This is a genomic window from Acinetobacter sp. YH12135 (assembly GCF_013418565.1).
GTDB lineage: Bacteria > Pseudomonadota > Gammaproteobacteria > Pseudomonadales > Moraxellaceae > Acinetobacter > Acinetobacter towneri.
In genome coordinates, this window is sequence record NZ_VPBU01000023.1 from 1 (window position 1) to 19,203 (window position 19,203).

Here is a 19,203-nt window from a genome sequence, read left to right on the forward strand (position 1 = left end):
TGATCCCTTCCCGAACTCAGAAGTGAAACCTCTTCGCGCTGATGGTAGTGTGGGGTTACCCATGTGAGAGTAAGTCATCGCCAGCTCATTATTCAAACACCCTCAACTAGCGTTGGGGGTGTTTTTTTATGTAGGAAAGAAAAGTAGAAAGAAATCTGAACAGAACTTCTGATTAAAATCTTTATGTCTTTTGATAAATCTGTGCTATACCTAATAAAACGGCATAGAAATTGCTTATCAAAAACTTATATATTAAGTTGTTGAAAAACATAAATTTAAAAGAGTGGGTGAAAATGAAGTTATCGGTTGGATTAAAAGTTGCAAACTCCTTGTCACTGACACCGCAGTTACAACAAGCCATTCGTTTGCTTCAACTTTCGAGCTTGGAACTTGAACAAGAAGTTCAAATTCAGTTGGACAGTAATCCCTTATTAGAAAAAGTCGAAGAACAAAGTAGTGTCGAAAGTTTATCCACCTTAGAAGAGCAAGAGCATGATCAAAAGGATTTGACTAAAGAATTAAATGCAGATCATCTACCAAATGACTTGCCTGTCGATACAGACTGGGATGATGTGTACACTCATTTACCCACGAGTTTGGGAGCAGCGGAATATGAAGAGCGCGAGGATAATCGTCAGGGACATTTAGGTTTAAAAGAGCACATGATGCAACAAATCAATCTGTTGCATTTTTCTCAAGTCGAGCAGCTCATTGCCTACTGTATTGTCGATGCTTTGGATGACAATGGTTTCTTGGATTGTGAAATATCTGAAATCACTACATCTGTGCAACATTTATTGATCTCCATGGAATACGAAGATGAAGTTGAAGACGATGAAGTTTTGGTCGTTTTGAAACATATTCAGCGTTTAGAGCCGATTGGTATTGGTTCGCGTAATTTGGCGGAATGTTTATCTATTCAGCTTGAAAGTTTGGCTACAGATGTGCCTTATCGGCAGGAAGCACTGCAACTCTTGCAGCATTATGAGTTATTAATTTCGAATGATTTAGCCAAGTTAATTAAGCAAACGGGTTTAAGCGCAGATCAGCTACAGCATGCAGTGGCTTTATTAAAAACCTTGAAAGCGCATCCTGGTACAGCATTTGAAGATCAGGAGTCAGATTATCAAATTCCAGATGTAGTGGTCAGTAAAAAGCAGGACCATTGGCAGGTGCAGCTGAATCCTGATGTTGTACCGAAGCTTAGAATCAATTCATTTTATGCCAATATGATTAAACGCGCAGATCAAAGCGAAGACAATCAATATTTGCGCAATCAAATGTTGGATGCAAAAAACTTTATTAAAAGTGTCGATGAGCGTCATAAAACTTTATTAAAAGTCGCAACCTGCATTGTGCAACATCAACGTGAATTTTTAGAAATTGGTGCTGAAGGAATGAAACCGTTGATTTTGCGTGATGTTGCCGATGAGGTGGAGTTGCATGAATCTACAGTTTCACGGGTGACCACCAATAAATATATGTTAACTCCACGTGGTTTATTTGAATTGAAATATTTCTTTTCAAGTCATGTTGGAACAAGTTCAGGTGGAGAAGCATCCTCAACTGCGATTCGCGCCAAGATAAAAAAATTAATTGCAGAGGAAAATCCACGTAAACCTTTGTCAGACAACACAATTGCAAACCTTCTTAAGGAAGAGGGAATTGATGTAGCACGCCGAACAGTTGCGAAATATCGTGAGTCATTAAATATTCCGTCATCTTCTGAACGAAAAGTCTTGATCTAATTTTTAAAATCGGTCTATTCTAAGGATTCATTATGACCAAATAATGAATCTTTTTTGAAGGAATAGTTAGACATGATTTAAAGTGACCGCTACAGTGATCTGTTATTTGGCAATCAATCATGTGAACTATGCCTTCCTAATCCTAATGAAGGTGAGGGATAGAATTATGCAAATAACAATTCGTGGACATCACTTAGCTATCACCCCTGCAATTGAAGAAAATATTCGACTTAAATTTGCACAAATGACCAAACATCTGGATCAGGTCAATAGTATGCAGGTGAAATTAAGTAAAGATCATCAAATCGATAAACATTCTAAAAAAGGTAGCGCCAATCATATTGCAGAAGCGATTATTCGTTTACCTGGAACGGAGCTTTTTGCGCAGGCTAGTGCAGATGATATGTATACTTCAATTAAGATGATGACAGAAAAATTAAAACGTCAGTTAGAGAAACATCGGAAGATGCAGTTGGATTATCAGCCTTTAGCCATCTAGTTAAAATGTGATTTAAAAAGAGGTTTTGGATAAACCTCTTTTTTTATTGCGATAATGTATAGGATTAATGAATTATTTTTTCTATTTATAGTAAAATGACAGGTTTTTACACCGTTGGTCCTATAAGAGGTCTTTGTGATGAATAGTGAACAGCTCACTGAAATTTTAAAAGCTGCTTTTCCAGAGGCTGAAGTTGCTGTAAGTGGGCAAGGCGGCAAGTTTGATCTTCGTATTGTAGATAATCAGTTTGAAGGTAAGCGTCCTGTTGCTCGTCAACAAGCAGTGTATGCACCATTGAATAGCTATATTGCCAGCGGTGAAGTTCATGCGGTTACAATTCGTGCAATGACACAAGAAGAATGGCGTAAAGCAAGCTTATTTGGAGCTTAATAATTTAATGGATAAATTTTTAATTCAGGGCGGTAATAAGCTCGAAGGTGAAGTGCGTATTTCTGGTGCAAAAAATGCAGCCTTGCCACTTCTTGCTGCAATGATTCTTGCAGAAACGCCAATTACATTGAAAAATGTTCCAAATTTAAAAGATGTAAATACCTTGGTGAAGTTGATCGCAGGCTTGGGCATTAAAATGTCTTATGAAGGCGATACAGTCATTGCTGATACATCAACGTTGGACAACCAATTTGCACCTTATGAATTGGTAAAAACCATGCGTGCTTCTATTTTGGTGCTTGGCCCATTGGTCGCGCGCTATGGTAGTGCAAAAGTATCTTTGCCAGGTGGTTGTGCAATTGGTTCACGTCCTGTCGATCAACATCTTAAAGCACTCGAAGCGTTAGGCGCAGAAATTGAAGTTGAAAATGGCTATGTGAATGCCAAAGTTAATGGTCGCCTTAAAGGTGGCGAAGTGGTCTTTGATATGGTCACTGTTGGCGGAACAGAAAACATTCTCATGGCTGCGGTATTGGCAGATGGTGTTACCACTATTCGTAATGCTGCACGTGAACCTGAAATTACCGACCTTGCGCAAATGCTCATCAAAATGGGCGCTAAAATTGAAGGTTTAGACACCGATACTTTAGTGGTTACAGGTGTTGAACACTTGCATGGTTGTGAGTATTCAGTAGTTGCTGACCGTATCGAAACAGGTTCTTATTTGGCTGCGGCTGCAATTACGGGCGGTAAAATCAGAACCACACATACCGATCCTGCCTTGCTAGAATCTGTGTTAGATAAGTTTGAAGAAATGGGTGCGGAAGTCACACGTGGCGATGACTGGATTGAACTGGACATGATGGGCAAGCGCCCTAAAGCCGTGAGTTTCAGAACTTTACCACATCCTGAATTTCCAACAGACATGCAAGCACAGTTAATGGCGGTGAATGCGATTGGACGCGGTTTTGCTACCATTTCGGAAACTATTTTTGAAAACCGTTTTATGCATGTCCCTGAGTTGTCACGTATGGGTGCCAATATTCAGGTAGAAGGCAATGATGCGGTGGTGACAGGAGTAGAAAAACTTTCTGCTGCACCTGTTATGGCAACCGATTTACGTGCCTCATTCTCGTTGGTGTTAGCAGCATTGGCGGCAGAAGGCGAAACATTGATTGACCGTATTTATCATATTGATCGCGGTTATGAAAATGTAGAACAAAAGTTACAAGGTTTAGGCGCCCAAATTAAGCGAGTAAATTGATGAATGACATGAGAAACGATGATCCAAATTTTGACGTCATGGGCAATTTTGATCATGGTTTAACTTTGGCATTAAGTAAGGGGCGAATTTTAAAAGAAACTTTGCCTTTATTGGAAACTGCGGGAATTAATTTACTGGAAGATCCAGATAAATCACGTAAGTTGATTTTTCCAACCACACATAAACAAGTGCGTATTTTAATTTTACGTGCTTCTGATGTACCAACTTATGTTGAAAATGGTGCAGCAGATATTGGGGTTGCGGGTAAAGACGTGCTGATGGAGCATGGCGCTCAAAATGTATATGAGCCGCTGGATCTGAAAATTGCCAATTGTAAATTGATGACTGCGGGCAAAGTTGGTATGCAGCGTCCCAAAGGTCGTTTAAAAATTGCCACTAAATATGTGAATTTGACCCGTCAATACTATGCCAGCTTAGGCGAGCAGGTTGATGTCATTAAACTCTATGGCTCAATGGAATTAGCACCATTGGTCGGTTTGGGTGATTACATAGTCGATGTGGTTGATACAGGTAATACTTTACGTGCCAACGGTTTAGAGCCGCTAGAAGAAATCTGTAAAGTATCTTCACGTTTAATTGTCAATAAAGCCAGTTTTAAGCGCAAGCAAGATTTGCTCAATCCAATTTTGGCACAACTTGAAAAAGCAGTGGTAGAACGCGAGTTGGCAAAACAATCTGCTTAACTTTGCATCCATCATCCTGCTTTCTCAAAAAACCGTCATTTAATGACGGTTTTTTTATGTCCACCCATGATTCTGTTCTTGAATGATTTTGAACGTGAATTTCCATCAAAACATACTGCTTTCGCCATGTATAGATTCCCACAAAGCCCTAGAAACAAGGTAAACTAAACTTTTCTATCAAACCTTGTGGGTAAATTGATGCGACGTTTATCGACTCAAGATCAAAGCTTTAAACAAGCCTTTGCAGACTTGTTGGCTTTTGAAACTGTCAGTGATCCTGAACTTTTAAAAACTGTAGATCAAATTATTGCTGATGTGCGTCAGCACGGTGATGCTCAGGTTCTTAAACTCACTCAACAGTTCGATCGACATCCAGCGCATCAATTTTCAGAACTTGAGTTAAGTCAGGAACAACTGAAAGCCGCATTTGATGCTTTAGATAACGAAGTTCGTGAAGCTTTGGAATTGGCTGCTGTACGTATTCGTGAATTTCACCAAGCGCAAAAGCAGGATGGCTGGACTTATGTTGATGCTTTGGGCAATACACTTGGGCAAAAAGTCACGCCATTAGATCGCGTTGGTATTTATGTACCGGGTGGTTTGGCATCTTATCCATCTTCTGTGCTCATGAATGCCGTGCCTGCGCATGTTGCTGGTGTACCTGAAATTATTATGGTGGTACCTGCACCGAATGGTGAACTCAATCCATTGGTTTTGGCGGCTGCATATTTAGCAGGGGTGACTCGTGTATTTACCATTGGCGGAGCGCAAGCTGTTGCTGCATTGGCTTATGGTACAGAAACCATCCCATCGGTAGATAAAATTACGGGGCCAGGTAACCGCTTTGTGGCGGCTGCAAAACGTGCTGTATTTGGTCAGGTTGGCATTGATATGATTGCTGGGCCATCCGAAATTTTGGTTTATGCCGAAGGTGAAAATAATCCTGAATGGTTGGCGATGGATTTACTTTCCCAAGCCGAGCACGACACGGTTGCACAATCTATCTTTATTACACCAGATGCGCAATTGCTGAATCAGGTTGAACAAGCGATTGAACAGCACTTGGCGAATTTGCCTAAAGCTGAAATTGCCCGCACTTCTATTGCAAATCGTGGTGCATTGATCTTAGTCAAAGATCGTCAAGAGGCGATTGAATTGATCAACCAAGTTGCGCCCGAACACTTGGAGTTGTGTATGGATGATCCACAAGTGATGGCAGAAGAAATTCGTCATGCGGGTGCGATCTTTATGGGGCGCTATACACCAGAAGCTATTGGTGATTATTGTGCAGGGCCAAACCACGTATTACCAACGTCGGGTACAGCACGTTTTTCATCGCCATTGGGTGTTTACGATTTCCAAAAACGCTCAAGTCTGATTATGTGTTCAGCTGAGGGCGTGAAAAGTTTGGCGAAAACCGCTGATATTTTAGCGAAGCAGGAAAATCTGGATGCGCATGCACGATCAGCACGTTATCGTTATCAATCATAAATAGCATTACAACCTCTCCCTGACCCTCTCCTAATAAAGAGAGGGGAATTTAAACCACACAAATTTTGTGTCTTTAGTAATGAAAATTCCTCTCCCTTTGGGAGAGGTTAGGAGAGGGTTTAAAGAGAATACAAAATGAATATCACAGCAGAACAAATGCGTTTTTGGAGCCCTGAGGTACGTGAGCTAGAGCCTTATGTACCGGGTGAGCAGCCAAAAATTCAAAATTTATTAAAATTGAATACCAATGAAAACCCGTATCCACCTTCGCCTAAAGTGCTGGAAGCGGTGCAAAAGGTTTTAGAAAACTCGGCAGATGCACTGCGTTTATATCCAGATCCAGATGCGTCTGAGCTTAAGCAAGCCATTGCGAAACAGCAAAATGTAGCTGTTGGAAATGTCTTTGTTGGCAATGGTTCAGATGAAGTCCTTGCACATATTTTTAAGGCTTTTTTTGTTCAGGAACAGCCATTACTGTATCCGGATATCACCTATAGTTTTTACCCTGTATATAGTCAATTTTTTGGGGTAAAAACTAAAATTTTGCCTTTAAATGATGATTTTGAAATTGTGGTTGATGATTATAAGCAAGCCAATGGCGGCATCATCATCGCCAATCCGAATGCACCGACCAGTATTGCTTTGGGTTTAAGTGCGATTGAAGAAATTTTACAGGCCAATCCAAATTCAGTGGTGGTGATTGATGAGGCTTATGTCGATTTTGGTGCAGAGTCTGCAGTAAAATTGGTAGAAAAGTACGATAATCTTGTGGTGTGTCAAACCACATCTAAATCACGTTCTTTGGCAGGTTTACGTGTTGGTTTTGCGATTGCGCAACCGCATTTAATTGCCGCACTGGAAGCCGTGAAAAATAGTTTTAACTCCTATCCAATGGATCGTTTTGCGATTGCAGCAGCGGTGGCATCTTTTCAAGATCAGGCGTATTTTGAAGCACAATGCCAAAAAGTTATTGCAAGCCGTGAGAAATTGGTGACGGATTTAACGAGCTTGGGCTTTAAGATATTGCCATCACACGCCAACTTTATTTTTGCATCACATCCTCAACAGGATGCGGGTGAATTAGCTGCAGCATTACGTGAACGCGGTATTATTGTGCGTTATTTTAATAAACCACGCATCAATCAATATTTGCGCATTACTATTGGTACAGATGATCAAAATCAACGCTTAGTAGATACTTTAAAATACGATATTTTGGCTTAATTGTTAAAATATCGTAGAGGCGGGTGAAGCATTGAATTCACTCGCTTTTTTTGTTTTTGCGACATGCTATTGCGCAGGTTTGTACCAGCGGTTCAATAAGTCCAACATCGCTGAAACCTTGTCAAAACATTCTTGATATTCTGCTTCACAAACAGATGCAATCGTGACGCCACCACCAGCCCATAATGAAACATCTTGCTGATATTTCTGAATAGAACGGATCAGGATATTCCAAGAACCCGTTCCATCGGCATCAAAATAACCCATAGAGCCGCAATAGGCGCCACGTGCTGCACCTTCGAGTTCATCTATAATTTGCATGGCACGAATTTTCGGTGCGCCTGTAATTGACCCACCTGGCAAGGCAGACATCAACACATCAAAAGGATTCATCTCGGCTTTTAGTGTTGCGGTCACTTCACTGACCATGTGATGCACTTGGTTAAAAGACTCAATATTGAATAACTTTGGCGTTTTGACGCTGCCAGTTTCGGCATAAACACTTAAATCATTACGTAATAAATCCACAATCATCACATTTTCAGCCTGATCTTTTTTAGATTCACTTAATTGTTGTTTCGATTGTCGGTCTAATTCAGGATCATCATAGCGTGGCATCGTGCCCTTAATGGGTTTTGTGGTAATTTTTCGATTTTCCTCAAAATCGATAAAGAGTTCGGGCGAACAACTTAAAATTTCAAAATCACCAATACGTAAATAACCTGCATAAGGTGCATTGGTCAGTTGCCAAAACTGAGCTGCAGTCTCTAAAAGTTGACCTTGAGCCTCAGCGCTAAACTCTTGCGTAAGATTAATTTGATAACAATCTCCTGCCACTATATAGTCTTGAACATGTTGAAAGGCGCGTTGGTAATCTGTGAAATTCCAGCGTGCTTGACACTTTTGGCTTAATTGGAACTGTTCAATTATGGTTGATTGAGTATATAAATTTAAAATAAAATCAAAGATTTGAGTAGCAGCATCGTCTGAACTATAAAAATACCAGCCATCAGTTTCTTGCTGTAAATAGCTTTTAAATTGACCTAAAAAAATACTTGGCTGGGGACGAGACTGCATATTGATGTGTTGCTGTGCTGCTGCATCATACGAAACAAACCCCATTACACTGCAAAATGGGGCGGTGTCAGCATCTTCTAAAGCACCGAGATGAGCTGTTAAATCTAATTGAGTTGGACTTAATTCATATTGATCCAATGCCGTTTTTTGAAAGTAAAAATGTTGATGGTTTTGCTGCACACAATAGCGTTCAGCCAAAAAAGCAATACGTGCCTTTCCATTATTTTGCAAATAAATACAATGTGAAAGTGCTGCCAAAGCTTGCAAAATTCTTGCAGCCTCATATTCAGGTTCACATAATAATTTTTTAAAATGAGTAGGATAGGACATAAAGCGTAAACAGCTGAGAGATTTTAAAAGGCTATTTTACATGATTGCAGCAGATAAAAAGCAAATAACCGTTTGTCGGTAAGATGTGGATTGCGACAAACAGCAGTTGAACAAAAAATAACTCAGATATACCTTTGTATGTGCAAACCGACTACTCAAGGAATGTGTGTTAGTGTTGTCCTCATCAAATAAAAAAACAATTACTAGCACTGAGTGGTAAAACCAAAAAAATAATACTCTCGGGAGAGTAACAAGATGAAAAAATTTACTAAACTTGCTTTGGTATCATCAATTGCGTTAACGACAAATGCAATGGCAATGCAGGCAATGGACGATACTGCATTAAGCGCAACTACTGGTCAAGATGGTTTAAGCATCGGGATTGGTATTTCTAAAATCGAAATCGAAAAACTTTTAATCCATGATAATGATGGTTTGGCTGCAAAAGGTGCTGCTGGAGACTTAGGTTTCGGTGGTACTTCAAAGGCAGGTGCTATCGTAATTAAGGGCAATGGCGAAGGAAAAACAGCGAATCACGGTGTGGTTATTGAAGCCAATATGTCTGATGTGACAAATCCAACAAAATATTTATTGGCTTCTCATAATTTAGCAGATTTAGTCATTGATACAGATGCTGGTGAGACTGCTAATGGTGGTGCATTTATTAATGTAGCTGCTCAAGTAGCTGGGCTTGAAATTAATATTGGTGAAATTGGTGTCTCTGCATCGAATGCTAAGCCAGTAGCTGGTGCTACGAGCATTCGTCGTGGTAATGATGATAACAACTATAATGCAATTTTATCTGGCTTAACGTTAAAAACAGGTAAAATGGATGCCAATATTCAATTGGGTGCAGCGCCACAAGGTGCAATGATTAAATTAAATACCAAAATGGTGGGTGGTTTAGAAATCGCAAACTTAGGTATTTTGGACAACTCAACTAAGCAAGGTACTGGTGATGGTACTAAAGGTAATCGTGCAGCAGGTCAAATCTTTATTGAAAGCATTAAGTTTGCAGATGCTAATTCTACGGACTTAACCTTAAAGCAAGATATTAGTGTGATAGGTAAGGAAGGTGCAAACAATGGCTATATTCAAATCATTAGCCATGGTGGTGCAAAAGATAATTATGTACAAGGTATCCGTTTAGGCAGTAAGACTGCTGCTTCTATTGGTGATATGGAAGTTCAAGGCTTACAAACTTATTACGGTGGTAATACATTGCAACCTGCTGGTTATACACAAGGTGCAAAAATCACCATTTCTGGTCACTAATTTAAAAACTGAAAAAGCGCGTGAATTCACGCGCTTTTTTTTACAAATAAACTGATGAGTTCGCAAAAAAATAAAGAAAGCTCTTTTTTTTTTCTATAAAACGAGTATCTTTCTAAATACAAGGAAGTAGAGTGAAAACTCTAAAATAAAAATATTAGGCAGGTATTGCCGAGAACTAAAAAGTAAAAATATATGTTAGAGATCGCTTTGGGCTCGGCATTGATCTATTACGCTGCCACACAAGCCTTTGATTTAAAAGAACAGCATCCTGAAACTGTGCGTTACACAGAAACTTTGGATTCTAGAAATAATTCCTTTACCCGTATGCACAGAGAGCCTGTGCAAATTAAACCTGCTTTAGAAGATCAATTTCGCGGAATTGTGCGCCAAGCCTATGACTATAGCTGTGGTTCTGCAGCGTTAACGACTTTGCTCAATGGTTATGTTGGCACACAACTGAACGAACAACAGACCATGAGTGGTTTACTTCGTTATGGAGAGTATGAGCGAATTATCGAGCGTCGTAGTTTTTCATTGTTAGATATGAAGCGCTTTGTTGCTGCTTTAGGGCTAGAGAGTGGGGGGTATCGTGGTGAATTTGAAGATTTAGTCAAGCAAGGGCAGCCTGCAATCGTACCAATTTCTTATGCAGGTTTTAAACATTTTGTGGTGTATAAGGCATATAAAAATGGACGTGTCTATGTGGCAGACCCTGCATTAGGCAATATCAGTTTCGATGAAGAACGCTTTAAAGAAGTTTGGGAGAATAACACCTTATTTCTAATTAATGTCGCACCGCAAAATCGTCAAACTATGTTGGCATTACAAGAAAAAGACTTGCGTCATGTGGAAGACGCAACAGTGAATCGTTATGCCTTTGTTGATATTCAATATCCACAATTTGCGATGGAAAAAATAGCCGATAAAGCATCGACAATACGTCTAGAGCGTAATGTAAATAAAGATTCTGAAAATTACGGACAGTACGAGCATCGTTTTTTAAGACTCTACTACAAAAACAAATAATCAGTTGTTCACGAAATACAAAAATAAAAAATGGAAGGGGTAAATCATGGATCGTAAATGGATGAATAAAACCTTATTGGCTCTCAGTATTCAAATGGTATTTGGGGTGGCTTATGCCGCAGAGGAGCCGCAATTAGGGGAATATGAAACCACAACTGAACAGGCAGAAGTATCAGATACAGCAGCATCAACTGCAGATACAAGTGCTGAAACAAATAGTGCGGTTGTCGCTGCAAATGGTGCACAAGCAGCATCATCTGCTTTGCAACAGCAAGAGGGCGACGCAACCAAAGAGGCGAATTTAGAGGAAGTGTTTACCTCGAATGAGCGTCAATATTCCCTTATGAGACAAGGTGAAATTTCATCTTATTATGATATTGATTATACCTATCATCGTGATACGCAGCTCGACCTTGAAATGGCTCAAGGTCAGTTGTATCAGCTTCGTGTGCAAGAAAATGCGTCCCACGCATTAACTAACACCTTCACCGCACAATATGGTTTGCGTGACAATTTAACTTTATCTGCTTCTGTACCATTGGTTGCAAAGTCAGACTTGTTAAAAGATGCCACGGCAGCAGGCTTGGGGGATATTTCTTTAGGTGCACGTTGGGAGCCATTCCCATTAAAAGTGGGGCGTTTACCTTTAATTTTATTCGCAAATTTATCGACCAAAACGGGGGATAGTCCTTACGAGATTAATCCTGTTAAAGATTTATCAACAGGTAAGGGTTACTACTCTGCAGGCATCGGTGCAAGTACGCGTAAGTATATTGACCCAGTTGTATTGTTTGCTTCTGCTTCAGCCAACTATGGTTTTAAAGAAAGCGGTCTCAATCAAATTCGCGGTAGCCGTATTATTGAAGAGTTTGAGCCAGGTATTAGTGGTGGTTTTGCTTTTGGTTTTGCTTATTCGTTTAACTACGATGTGTCGATGACCATGTCCTATCAGCAAAGCTTTAATACAGGTTCGGAGTTTACTTATCATACGGGTGAAAGCTATTCACCTGCAGACCAGACCAGTTCGACTTTGGCTATTTCATTAGGCGTTCGCGTTTCACCTGAAACCATTGTGAATGGTACGGTAGGAATCGGTCTGACCGAAGACGCGCCAGACGTATCACTTGGTTTGTCATTCCCACTGGATATTCTCGGTTTCGGTAAAAAAATTCGCTAAGAGGCTAGTCGCATGAAAATGATACGACTTCGCCCGTTAGTGACTGCAATTATACTGTCGGGCTGTTCAGGGGCTGCTTTTGCGCAGCTTGGACAAAACTTATCTGTCGATATTCGTTCTTTGACTATGGGGAATGCGGTCACTGCAGATCCTCCTGGTATTAGTGCGATTCACTTTAACCCTGCTGCACTGACCAAGATTGAAGGTTTGCAAACAGATGTGCAAGGGGTGTTGGCACATTTTGATGTACAGCGTGAGCTTTCCGTTCCAGCAGGTTATGACGTATTTGGTTATTCTGATGACCCTGTGGTGTGTAACGATGGACCAGAAATTTTGGCCGATTTTTGTACCGATTTTAAAGGTACAGTACAAGCCGATGTAGAATATCCAACGCTGTATGTCCCGATTCTGAAAAAATTTGTCGATTTGGGTAAAGGCATGCCACTGGCAGCGCCAACCAACGGTATTGCCTATAATCCACCAGGTTCCAAAGTGACCTTTGCCACCGCATTATATGCGCCGTTGATTGCGGGCTTTGGTGCCGAAAATGGTAACCCTGGTAACTTTATGGGACAACAGGTTGCCTTAGAACGTATCACCTATCTTTCTCCATCTATCGCCTATCAAGTCAATGATGAATTGTCAGTCGGTGCGTCAATAGGGATGTCTTACCAAGCCATCGCCATGAATACCGATTTACGCTTCCCGAATGAACTGATCGGGATGTTACGTATGGTGGATGAAGTGGTCTGTACGCCATTTAAAGAAAACGCCAATATCATCACCGATATTTTGTTGCTCGGGATTTGTAATGCCGAAGAAGGCATGAATCCATTTTCCCGTTTTGGGCAAATGCAACTGGCGGTTGAGCAAAGTTTAAGCCCGAGTTATAACTTGGGTATTTTGTGGGAACCGACAGAAGATTTTAGCTTTGGTATGGTGTATCAGAGTGCAGCTAAAATGCGCTTAAAGGGCAAATATCATATTGATAACTCGAAAGCACCACGTGAGTTAATTAATGGTTTGATGTCTTCACCAACAGGTCAGATTTTAGCGGCAATTTTAGGTTTCCCAAGTTATATTCCAGCCAGTGAGTCTGGTTTGGTTTCTATGGATTTTGAATATCCTGCGCACTTTCAAGCGGGGATAAAATATAAAGTCATGCCTGATTTACAAGTCAATTTTGATGTGGGCTGGACTGACTATAAAGCATGGGATAAATTCAAATTCGAGTTTGACCGTCAAATCTCGGCATTAAAAATTGCAAAATTGCTTTCGGAGCATGTGTCTGATGACAGTTTAGCTTTGCCATTAGAGTTTAAGTCACCGTGGAACTGGGGTGTTGGCATCGAATATTCAGCCACAGACCGTTTAAAACTGCGTGCGGGTTATGAACCACGTGGTAGTGCGATTCCTGACAATAAACGTAACACTATGGTACCAATTAATAATGCACGTTTATTCGGTCTGGGTGTGGGATATCGTTTTGATGCAGATACAGACCTTGATTTATCCATCGGCTTTTTACAAAGTAAGGATAAAATTCCAGCCAATACCAGTAGCTTAGCCAATAAGGAAGGTGTGAATAACCTGCTGTTAAACCCTTATGCGGGTTTGAATGTGAAAACGGATACAAAAATTACAATTCTTGGATTGAGTTATAGAACACGATGGTAAGTTCAGTACGGAAAATAAAACGGACTTTATTTTCAAAGTCGATACTCACACTGATTTTCAGTATGGGATCGGTGTGTTACGCGAATCAGTTTTACACCATTATTGGACCAGATGGTCGTCCAATTGTGGTGCAGCGTAATGCTGCAGAAAAAAAGCAAACGATACAGGCGTTGGAAACCGCACAACAGCAAAAGCAAGTCCAACAAAAGCAACTACAAGAAAACCAACAACAAGACCAGTTTAAGCAAGACAAGGTGCATCAAGTACAGCAGATAACTGCTCAAACATCCGTTCAGGTATCTAAAAATATTTCTGTTCAGGCGAGCAAGCAACTGAATTTGTCTAAGCCGAATATCTCAGAACAATCCGCTATGTCACAAAATCAGGCTAGTCAAAGCAAAGAGAACTCATCATTGCGTGCATCACACACTGAGCCAAATGCAGTGCAGCAAGATATTTCCAGTGCGGAATCTGTTCATCAAACAGGATTGGCAAAAGAAGCAGCGATCAACAAAGTCGCGGTAAAACCATCTGTACTAGAGGATTTACAACAGCTTCCTCAGCCATTTACGATTGATCCATCCACAGTGACTGTCTCTAAAAAAACACCAGATCAAGCATCGAATGCATCCGCCCAACAAATGGGTTTTATAGAGATGGCGGGTGAACAATATGTTAAAAGTGAGTATTTAGAAGATCAGGAGTTTAATTTAGAAGGAAAAAAACGCTTTTACAGTATGCCAGAAGGCATGATTGACACAAAAAATGGCGGTGGTGCTCGCATGCAAGTGGTCGAACGTGAACGTGGTGTAAGTCAATCCGTTCTCAATAAATTATTTAAAAAGCAATCGGTTGCTAAGCCTCTAACTATTGTTTTGGCTGCAGACTATTATCGTGTTAATCAAGCTGAAGCAATTGAGGGTTTGGGGCAGCAATGTTTTGCTGAAAGCAAAAAAAATAAAGCTAAAACCTTAAAAGCACAACAAGATTTAAATTTGTGGCCTAGAGCACCCTTAACTGAAAAATTTGATTATGAGTTGGTGAAGTTAGAAGGCAACATCCAAAACATTCAAATTAAATCTTATGCCACAAAGCAAAATCAACCTACCTTTTATTGGCCTTTTGTGATTTTTCTGGATCAAAAAGGCTGTGTGATTGAAGGGGCTGGTGGTTTTAGAAATCAGGATACTGCAGGCAATGTCTTACGACATGAGGTGATTGAAGGTATGCTGCAACTTCCAGAAAATAGCCACTATGTATTATTAACGCCATTGGCTTCTGCAGTGGATATGGAACATCGCGCGCTCAGTAACCAAGGGCAATTAAAACTTATTGCGATACGCTAACAACAATAAGAGAATTCAGGATGAAAACAAGACATATTTTACCTTTTGCAACGACAGCATTGATGGCGGCATTGAGTGGCTGTGGTGGAGAAAGTGCCAATATTAATCCAGAGCCGAATGCTGTGCCGTATATCAATGGAAGTTGTGCCAGTACAGCAAAAAACTGTGTGGAATTTGCATTGGATTATCCTGTGGATGGTTTGAATTTTACCTGTAGCAGTGATACCAGTAAAACCTACATCACTATGATTGAGCCGAAAAGTAATGCGGCAACAGGTAAATGTAGTGAAGGAGATAAAGTCCACTTCTTTATTCAGGAAAAGACCAATCAATATATAGACTTAGGAACAGTGTCATTGTCTGATATTGGAATGGTCAGTACTGCAGGTGCGGGTTATCCACGTTTAAGTGTGCTTGATATGGCACGTGGATTAACAGGACGCCAAGCAACGAGTTTGAGTAGTAGCGACGAAACAATACAGGTCGCGACTGCAATTGTACGTTTGCTACAAGCACTTTCTGTTGAGGGTGGAGGAACGATTGCTGGTGATATTCAGCCTTTAACAATTACGCCCCTTAAAAAAGAACAATTGGCAAGTATTGCTGAGTCCGTTGACGTTGGGGATTATCGTTCAGGGGCTTATGCCAGTATTTTACGCCCATGGGTAGATGTGTCACAGGTGTCTCAAGATGATGCTTATCAAGCATTAAACACCTTGGTTTATATGAATAACTCGGCATCTTATCAAGCCAACTATCCAATTTTAGCCAAAGAAGATTCACAATTGCCACAAGGTTTATATGGCTGTAATTTGGCAGACTGTAAATCTACGGTCGCAGATTTGAAACACCTCATTGGGCAATATCAACTGATCACAGACCGTTCTGGATATACCTTCGGTTATGGTATGCAATGGAAAGGTACAGTGTCTGCAAACACCACCAACCCAATTTTAACGGTGAGTGGTGAATTGATTCGTAAAGTTCGTCCTGAGCGAATGGTGGCATCAGCACAAACCACATGGGTTAACCCATTGAATAAACGTATTCAGGGGCCATTCCATTTTAGTGTGAATGAAAATGCGTCTGATGATTTTAAAATAATCCAAGGTAAGGTATTTAATGATTATTTAATTGCGGGTACGGAAGGTTTTTATAAATTATTGACCAAATCTACAACAGCAAATCCTGCAGATTATGGTCAATGGCAACAAACCATAGGCACCGATCAGTTCAAAGGATCTTTTGATGCCTATAAATTCTTTTCTGTGAACTTTTTGGATAATCGTGTTTTTAAAACTCAGAAAAATGTACCTTTAGGCAGTCGCTATATTTTCCCAATTTATGCAACCTTGACCTTTAATTTTGATGGTGGAACGACGACAGATACCATCAAATTAGGTATTGTTTTAGATGAGGATGGCAATATTCGTACAGATATAGCACCAAATGCCACAGCAACCGATATGTCTGGTCAATGTGCAGCAATTCGTCAGTCTGCTGCTGAATATGTTGATACAAATGGTGTGCAGCAATACCGTATTGGTGTGTTAGGTGCAACCGATATTGACAATAAAGCAGTCACTTTGCGTATGATTTTAGCCAATCCAAAATTTAATAAACTTGATGGCGCAGTCATTGGTTTGAATACCAAAATTGAAGCGGTTGAAGGTGGGAATGGCCAAGTGGTGGGTGGTGCACGCGCTAATATAGGCAATTTAGTTGCTGCCAACTCTACACGTATTACTTTGTCTGATTTTAATGGCTCAGCAGTGAAGTGGAGCAATATTTATCATGCGCAACTAGCAACTTATGTGGCTCAGAACCCAACTTTAGCAACCGATGCAGATAAAGCTTTGGTGAAAGCTCAAGGTGGAGTTGTAAGTCTAGATGTTGCTGAGTGTTATAACCCAAATAAAGTGCGGACTTAGCATTCATTTTAGGTGACATCTAGATGAAAATAGCCCACTGCGAGAGTGGGCTATTTTTATTCGGATTTCAGGTTGATTCAAATGAACATCATGTGGGGGTTAACCCGTGTGATCGGTACGTGAACCTAAGGTTTCTAAATGGGTCGTGAAATGATTGTTTTTTCGATCTGCAAAGTAGTGCTGTAAAGTACGTTCTACACTTGGGAACGCCAATTCAGACCACGGAATTTCATCTTCACTAAACAAACGTGATTCGATGGTTTCTTCACCCGCACCAAATTGACCATTCAACAATTGAGCTTTGAACAGCACATAAATTTGCCCAATCCGTGGAATGTTATACATGCAATAAAGTTGTTCGATTTCAATTTCCGCTTCGGCTTCTTCGCGGGTTTCACGGGCAGAACCTTGCTCCATGGTTTCAAACATTTCCATATAGCCTGCGGGTAAAGTCCACAAACCATAGCGTGGTTCAATTGCACGACGACACAACAATACTTTATTTTCCCAAACGACCAATGCACCACAAATGACTTTTGGATTGACATAGTGAATATTGCCACATGCGCTACACACTTGACGTAATTGCTGATCGCCAAGCGGAATTTTCGTTGTTGTTTTTTGTCCACAATTTCCACAAAAGTTCATAGTGATCGTCATTGTTGAAGGGAGTTCTCAGAATAACTGAAAATTTCAACTTTGGCATCCTCTCTATCTATTGCCCACCTATTTCAGCTATGATGAAAACTTAGACAAGGAGAATTATAAGGCATGATTGATCATTCGCTCACGCATCTATTACAGCAACGTTTGCGCTTTTCTAAAACGTTCATGGAAGCGCATGCAGCGGTATTGATTGCCATTACCGACGAGTCTGATCCAAAGGTATTGCTAACCCGCCGTTCTACCTTACTCAATAATCACGCGGGTGAGGTGTCTTTCCCTGGTGGCAAACGCGATCCGCAAGATACCAGTAATATTGTGGTGGCATTGCGCGAAGCACAGGAAGAAACCGCATTAAATCCATTTGAAGTACAGTTGATTGGTGATTTGCCAATGCAAAAAGCCCGTAATGGAATGTTGGTTAAACCTGTGGTGGGGCTGATTCCCCCAAAAGTAGAACTAATTCCACAACCTTCAGAAATTGATCGCATCTTTTTTGCCTCTTTACAACACTTGATGGAAGCGCCACCGATGCCGTATGAAGTGAGCTTTGCACAACAAAAATTATATTTTCCGAGCATGCAGGTTGAAGATGAAGTAGTTTGGGGCTTAACAGCACGGATGTTAGTGTCTTTATTTGAATACGGTTTGGATTATCGTAAAGAATGGCCGTTTTTGTTAAATTCACCAACATTTAAGAAATAGAAAAATTTTGATGTGAAGATAGGAAGGAACCATGTTGTATAAATTTAAAGGATATGCCCCGAAAGCAATGCAGCAACCGTGGGATGGTTGGGTGGCGGATAATGCCACGGTCATTGGTCAGGTTGAGTTGGGACAGAAAGTCAGTATTTGGTTTGGGGCTGTGGTACGTGCCGATAACAGTAAAATCAAATTGGGTAATTTTAGTAATGTTCAGGAAAATGCTGTTTTGCACACCGATGCAGGTATTGAAATGCAGATTGGTGATTATGTGACTATTGGACATCTGGCGATGTTACATGGTTGTACCGTGGGCGATAACACCCTGATTGGTATTAATGCAGTGGTGCTGAATCATGCGGTGATTGGTAAAAACTGTATTATTGGTGCCAATGCTTTAATTCCTGAAGGGAAAGTGATTCCCGATAATTCTGTGGTGATGGGTTCTCCCGGTAAAGTAGTTAAGACTTTGGATGAGTCTGCTGAAGCACGTTTAAAAATGAGTGCGCTACACTATGCTGAACATTTTCAACATTTTGTAAACCTAGAACCTTGCACACTTTAAAATTGAATTTGCATCGTACAGTCAAACGCATATTTTCGCTGTAATGACTTAGAATTTTATACGCAGGAATTGCAATCTGGTACGTGTAAAACCTCGCTTGAATTTCAGGAGTGG

At 40.5% G+C, this 19,203-nt stretch carries 17 protein-coding genes and 1 rRNA gene; 16 read left to right on the forward strand and 2 right to left on the reverse strand.

All coding sequences use genetic code 11. The features are described from left to right. The 8 genes from rrf to hisC form a co-directional block, all read left to right on the forward strand. Positions 1-86: ribosomal RNA gene (rrf, locus tag FTU70_RS11880) — 5S ribosomal RNA — on the forward strand; the annotation flags it as partial. 207 nt (positions 87-293) lie between these two features. After that, complete coding sequence (locus FTU70_RS11885; RefSeq protein ID WP_154320393.1) at positions 294-1,748, forward strand: RNA polymerase factor sigma-54; 1,455 nt, start codon at positions 294-296, stop codon at positions 1,746-1,748. Positions 1,749-1,914: 166 nt separating this feature from the next. Continuing rightward, a complete protein-coding gene (gene hpf / locus FTU70_RS11890; RefSeq protein ID WP_004975196.1) occupies positions 1,915-2,247 on the forward strand; it encodes a ribosome hibernation-promoting factor, HPF/YfiA family in 333 nt (110 codons plus the stop codon). 138 nt (positions 2,248-2,385) lie between these two features. After that, on the forward strand, positions 2,386-2,637 hold the full coding sequence (ibaG, locus tag FTU70_RS11895) for a BolA family iron metabolism protein IbaG (protein ID WP_004975198.1): 252 nt from the start codon (positions 2,386-2,388) through the stop codon (positions 2,635-2,637). Between the two features lie 7 nt (positions 2,638-2,644). Continuing rightward, positions 2,645-3,901 (forward strand): UDP-N-acetylglucosamine 1-carboxyvinyltransferase, encoded by a 1,257-nt coding sequence (gene murA, locus FTU70_RS11900; protein ID WP_004975199.1) that lies wholly within the window; start codon positions 2,645-2,647, stop codon positions 3,899-3,901. After that, positions 3,901-4,605, forward strand: coding sequence for an ATP phosphoribosyltransferase (gene hisG, locus FTU70_RS11905; RefSeq protein ID WP_167846233.1), 705 nt, complete (start codon positions 3,901-3,903; stop codon positions 4,603-4,605). The genes murA and hisG overlap by 1 nt, the downstream gene beginning before the upstream one ends. 186 nt (positions 4,606-4,791) lie before the next feature. Beyond that, positions 4,792-6,096, forward strand: a complete 1,305-nt coding sequence (hisD, locus tag FTU70_RS11910; protein ID WP_162495523.1) for a histidinol dehydrogenase — start codon at positions 4,792-4,794, stop codon at positions 6,094-6,096. A 135-nt stretch (positions 6,097-6,231) separates the two neighbouring features. Next, positions 6,232-7,320, forward strand: coding sequence for a histidinol-phosphate transaminase (gene hisC, locus FTU70_RS11915; protein ID WP_180060637.1), 1,089 nt, complete (start codon positions 6,232-6,234; stop codon positions 7,318-7,320). Positions 7,321-7,386: 66 nt separating this feature from the next. On the opposite strand, the gene pabB is transcribed toward hisC, so the two are convergent. Next, complete coding sequence (gene pabB / locus FTU70_RS11920; RefSeq protein ID WP_180060638.1) at positions 7,387-8,727, reverse strand: aminodeoxychorismate synthase component I; 1,341 nt, start codon at positions 8,725-8,727, stop codon at positions 7,387-7,389. Between the two features lie 255 nt (positions 8,728-8,982). Between pabB and FTU70_RS11925 the strand changes: the two genes are divergently transcribed. The 6 genes from FTU70_RS11925 to FTU70_RS11950 all read left to right on the forward strand — a co-directional run bounded on the left by FTU70_RS11925 (position 8,983) and on the right by FTU70_RS11950 (position 17,159). Next, entirely contained in the window at positions 8,983-10,002 is a 1,020-nt protein-coding gene (locus FTU70_RS11925; RefSeq protein ID WP_180052204.1) for a DUF6160 family protein, read from the forward strand. A gap of 192 nt (positions 10,003-10,194) precedes the next feature. Then, on the forward strand, positions 10,195-11,028 hold the full coding sequence (locus FTU70_RS11930) for a C39 family peptidase (protein ID WP_180060639.1): 834 nt from the start codon (positions 10,195-10,197) through the stop codon (positions 11,026-11,028). Positions 11,029-11,074: 46 nt separating this feature from the next. Then, positions 11,075-12,205, forward strand: a complete 1,131-nt coding sequence (locus tag FTU70_RS11935) for a hypothetical protein (RefSeq protein WP_180060640.1) — start codon at positions 11,075-11,077, stop codon at positions 12,203-12,205. Between the two features lie 12 nt (positions 12,206-12,217). After that, positions 12,218-13,882, forward strand: a complete 1,665-nt coding sequence (locus FTU70_RS11940) for an OmpP1/FadL family transporter (protein ID WP_070154334.1) — start codon at positions 12,218-12,220, stop codon at positions 13,880-13,882. Then, positions 13,876-15,228, forward strand: coding sequence for a putative pilus assembly protein FilE (filE, locus tag FTU70_RS11945; RefSeq protein ID WP_180060641.1), 1,353 nt, complete (start codon positions 13,876-13,878; stop codon positions 15,226-15,228). Before FTU70_RS11940 ends, filE begins: the two co-directional genes overlap by 7 nt. A 20-nt stretch (positions 15,229-15,248) precedes the next feature. Beyond that, positions 15,249-17,159, forward strand: a complete 1,911-nt coding sequence (locus FTU70_RS11950) for a flagellar protein FilF (RefSeq protein ID WP_180060642.1) — start codon at positions 15,249-15,251, stop codon at positions 17,157-17,159. A 99-nt stretch (positions 17,160-17,258) separates the two neighbouring features. Here the strand turns inward: FTU70_RS11950 and FTU70_RS11955 are convergent, their stop codons facing one another. After that, positions 17,259-17,807 (reverse strand): NUDIX hydrolase, encoded by a 549-nt coding sequence (locus FTU70_RS11955; protein WP_026438436.1) that lies wholly within the window; start codon positions 17,805-17,807, stop codon positions 17,259-17,261. A 123-nt stretch (positions 17,808-17,930) separates the two neighbouring features. Here FTU70_RS11955 and FTU70_RS11960 point away from each other — a divergent pair, with 123 nt between their 5' ends. After that, complete coding sequence (locus FTU70_RS11960; protein ID WP_180060643.1) at positions 17,931-18,527, forward strand: CoA pyrophosphatase; 597 nt, start codon at positions 17,931-17,933, stop codon at positions 18,525-18,527. A 31-nt stretch (positions 18,528-18,558) separates the two neighbouring features. Further along, positions 18,559-19,089 carry a gamma carbonic anhydrase family protein gene (locus FTU70_RS11965; RefSeq protein ID WP_180060644.1) on the forward strand — a complete coding sequence of 177 codons (531 nt, stop codon included), beginning with the start codon at positions 18,559-18,561 and terminating at the stop codon, positions 19,087-19,089. The last annotated feature ends 114 nt before the right edge of the window (positions 19,090-19,203 follow it).

Excerpts from the sequence above, each read along its gene's own strand:
- FTU70_RS11885 (WP_154320393.1), top strand. The coding sequence starts at position 294 with ATGAAGTTATCGGTTGGATTAAAAGTTGCAAACTCCTTGTCACTGACA.
- hpf (WP_004975196.1), top strand. The coding sequence starts at position 1,915 with ATGCAAATAACAATTCGTGGACATCACTTAGCTATCACCCCTGCAATT.
- ibaG (WP_004975198.1), top strand. The coding sequence starts at position 2,386 with ATGAATAGTGAACAGCTCACTGAAATTTTAAAAGCTGCTTTTCCAGAG.
- murA (WP_004975199.1), top strand. The coding sequence starts at position 2,645 with ATGGATAAATTTTTAATTCAGGGCGGTAATAAGCTCGAAGGTGAAGTG.
- hisG (WP_167846233.1), top strand. The coding sequence starts at position 3,901 with ATGAATGACATGAGAAACGATGATCCAAATTTTGACGTCATGGGCAAT.
- hisC (WP_180060637.1), top strand. The coding sequence starts at position 6,232 with ATGAATATCACAGCAGAACAAATGCGTTTTTGGAGCCCTGAGGTACGT.
- pabB (WP_180060638.1), bottom strand. The coding sequence starts at position 8,727 with ATGTCCTATCCTACTCATTTTAAAAAATTATTATGTGAACCTGAATAT.
- FTU70_RS11925 (WP_180052204.1), top strand. The coding sequence starts at position 8,983 with ATGAAAAAATTTACTAAACTTGCTTTGGTATCATCAATTGCGTTAACG.
- FTU70_RS11930 (WP_180060639.1), top strand. The coding sequence starts at position 10,195 with ATGTTAGAGATCGCTTTGGGCTCGGCATTGATCTATTACGCTGCCACA.
- FTU70_RS11935 (WP_180060640.1), top strand. The coding sequence starts at position 11,075 with ATGGATCGTAAATGGATGAATAAAACCTTATTGGCTCTCAGTATTCAA.
- FTU70_RS11940 (WP_070154334.1), top strand. The coding sequence starts at position 12,218 with ATGAAAATGATACGACTTCGCCCGTTAGTGACTGCAATTATACTGTCG.
- filE (WP_180060641.1), top strand. The coding sequence starts at position 13,876 with ATGGTAAGTTCAGTACGGAAAATAAAACGGACTTTATTTTCAAAGTCG.
- FTU70_RS11950 (WP_180060642.1), top strand. The coding sequence starts at position 15,249 with ATGAAAACAAGACATATTTTACCTTTTGCAACGACAGCATTGATGGCG.
- FTU70_RS11955 (WP_026438436.1), bottom strand. The coding sequence starts at position 17,807 with ATGAACTTTTGTGGAAATTGTGGACAAAAAACAACAACGAAAATTCCG.
- FTU70_RS11960 (WP_180060643.1), top strand. The coding sequence starts at position 17,931 with ATGATTGATCATTCGCTCACGCATCTATTACAGCAACGTTTGCGCTTT.
- FTU70_RS11965 (WP_180060644.1), top strand. The coding sequence starts at position 18,559 with ATGTTGTATAAATTTAAAGGATATGCCCCGAAAGCAATGCAGCAACCG.